Annotated in this window: 1 protein-coding gene; it reads right to left on the bottom strand. The window is 69.4% G+C overall.

What is annotated here, in order from left to right; genetic code table 11:
- Positions 1 to 624, bottom strand: a 624-nt coding sequence (locus tag ACXJKJ_RS31025; RefSeq protein ID WP_457395406.1) for a cache domain-containing protein, incomplete at both ends; no start/stop codon positions are given.

Genomic DNA, 624 nt, shown 5'->3' with positions numbered 1-624 from the left:
GGCCAGGATGATCCACAGCAGCGCACGCGCCTGCGCGGTGATCAGGTCATGCGGCACGATCACGCCCAGCGCGAAGCGCTCCTGGCTGTTGCCGATGCGCAGCGGCACGTACGCCTTGACGTTACCGGCGGCGTCCACGTTGAAGTCCTGGAACGGCTTGTCCGCTGCGACCGCAGCCAGGATGCCGCGGGTGGCCGCATCGTCGCGACGCTTGCCGATTTCCTTGGCGTCCTTGGCCGCCAGCACGATGCCACCGGGGGAGATCAGCTCCACATGGCCCTCGCCCATCGGGCGCAGCGCGGCCAGGCGTTCCTGCAGCGTGGCCAAGCCGACATCGACGGTCACCGCGCCAAGGAATTCGCCCTTGTCCAGCACCGGGGTGGACAGCGTGGTCATCAGCACCGGCTTGCCGGCGATCTCATAGCGGTACGGCTCGGCCACGGTCGGCCGCTTCAGCGCGCGCGGGCGCAGGTACCAGTCGCCGTCACCGGGCACGTCGTAGCCCTTGAGCGCGTCCTCCACCGGGGTGCCGTCCTGCCAGGACCAGTAGCTCATGAAGCGGCCGCTGGCGTCGTGCGCCGGGGCATCGACGAATTCGCCGTCCTTGCCATCGAACGCCTGCGG

This window comes from Roseateles sp. P5_E1 (assembly GCF_054049335.1).
This window is presented reverse-complemented; position numbering and strand designations above follow the sequence as displayed.